At 49.3% G+C, this 1,516-nt stretch carries 2 protein-coding genes; one reads left to right on the forward strand and one right to left on the reverse strand.

Annotation, left to right across the window (positions count from 1 at the left end; translation table 11 throughout):
• The first annotated feature begins 54 nt into the window (after positions 1–54).
• Positions 55–807 (forward strand): DUF2076 domain-containing protein, encoded by a 753-nt coding sequence (locus ACRC27_RS03945; protein ID WP_438639239.1) that lies wholly within the window; start codon positions 55–57, stop codon positions 805–807.
• Positions 808–1,023: 216 nt separating this feature from the next.
• On the opposite strand, the gene ACRC27_RS03950 is transcribed toward ACRC27_RS03945, so the two are convergent.
• On the reverse strand, positions 1,024–1,516 hold a 493-nt coding region (locus ACRC27_RS03950; protein WP_438639240.1), incomplete at its 5' end, for a TerC family protein.

The raw sequence follows: 1,516 nt of genomic DNA on the forward strand, positions 1-1,516 counted from the left end.
CCCGTATCACATGTGCCTGTTGGGCCAGTAATCAGAAGTAGTAAGAGGTAGTCTATGACCCCGCAAGAAAAAATGATGATTGAGGGTGTGGCCGAGCGATTGCGTGCACATACACTGACCAGCAAAGATCCGCAGGCCGAACAGCTGATTAGCCAAAGTATTGCGACCCAGCCTGATGCCTTGTATCGCCTGACTCAGAGCAATATTTTGCAGGAAGTGGCGTTAAATGAAGCGAAGAATAAAGTCGCGGCTTTAGAGCAGCAATTGGCCGCTTACCAAAACCAAAGCATGTTCGATCGAGTTCGTGGTGCGGCGCCACAACAAGTTGCACCGCCGGTATCGAGCTATCAACCATCTATGTTTGGTAGCTTTATGAAAACCGCTGCGGCGATGACGACTGGGGTGGTTGCTGGGAATTTGATTTCCGATGCGTTAAGTGGCCTGTTTAGCTCCGGTGAGCGGGAAGGGGCATGGGGCACCGCAGGGGCAGCTCCAGAGGTGGTGGAGAATATCACCAATAACTTTATCGATCCGGCCTCTGCGGCGGGATTAACCTCGGAAGATGCTAATTCGTTTTTAGCTAACTCTGATTCGTTAGCACAGATGAGCAATACCGATGGCAGTAACCCGTTTGGGTTGAGTCAGGATATCAATGATCCGTGGAGTGATGCGGGTAAAAATGGCGCATTTACGGATAACGGCAACGATAACAGCAATGACAACGGTGATTTTGGCGGCTTCGGTGCCGATGACAATAACGGCGGCGGTTTTTTTGATGACGATGATGATAACAACGGCTTTTTATAAGCGTTATGTAATGTCTTGACTGACAGTGCGCTGTTACACCGTAAGTATGGTTTCATTGAGAAGAGAGTTTATCGCTGAAATATAGTCGGTAAGTGCAGTAGGTATAAGAAAAGCCCGTTACGTATAACGTAACGGGCTTTTTTATGGATTATCGGTCAGATGGTGAAACGGTGTATTACATTACACGTTGCGTATTCTGCCTATGGCGATCCAGTCTTAGTGGCTGGCACGTCCTTGACGAGCACTGTAGATCAGGCTGGCAATGACGGAGATGGCTAAAATGGCGCCCACGATACCCAGCGACAGCAGAATTGGCAGCTTGTACCACTCCACAATCAGCATCTTGATACCGATAAAGACTAAGATCACCGCCAAACCATACTTCAGTAGGGCAAAGCGATCGGCGAAGTCTGCCAGCAGGAAGTACATCGCACGTAAGCCCATGATCGCAAAGATGTTAGATGTCAGGACGATAAACGGATCAGTGGTCACGGCAAAGATAGCCGGGATACTGTCGACCGCAAAAATGATGTCACTGATTTCAACCAGCACCAAAGCAAGGAACATCGGAGTGGCAAAACGGATCCCGTTACGCACGGTAAAGAAATGTTCGCCATCGAGTTCGTGGGTGACATTGAAGCGGTTACGGATCCAGCGCAGCAGTGGGTTCTTGTCAAAGTCGCCCTCATCCTCGCTGCTCTTGAGCATC

The organism is Plesiomonas sp. (genome assembly GCF_051650925.1).
GTDB lineage: Bacteria > Pseudomonadota > Gammaproteobacteria > Enterobacterales > CAMTGL01 > Plesiomonas.

Excerpts from the sequence above, each read along its gene's own strand:
- ACRC27_RS03945 (WP_438639239.1), top strand. The coding sequence starts at position 55 with ATGACCCCGCAAGAAAAAATGATGATTGAGGGTGTGGCCGAGCGATTG.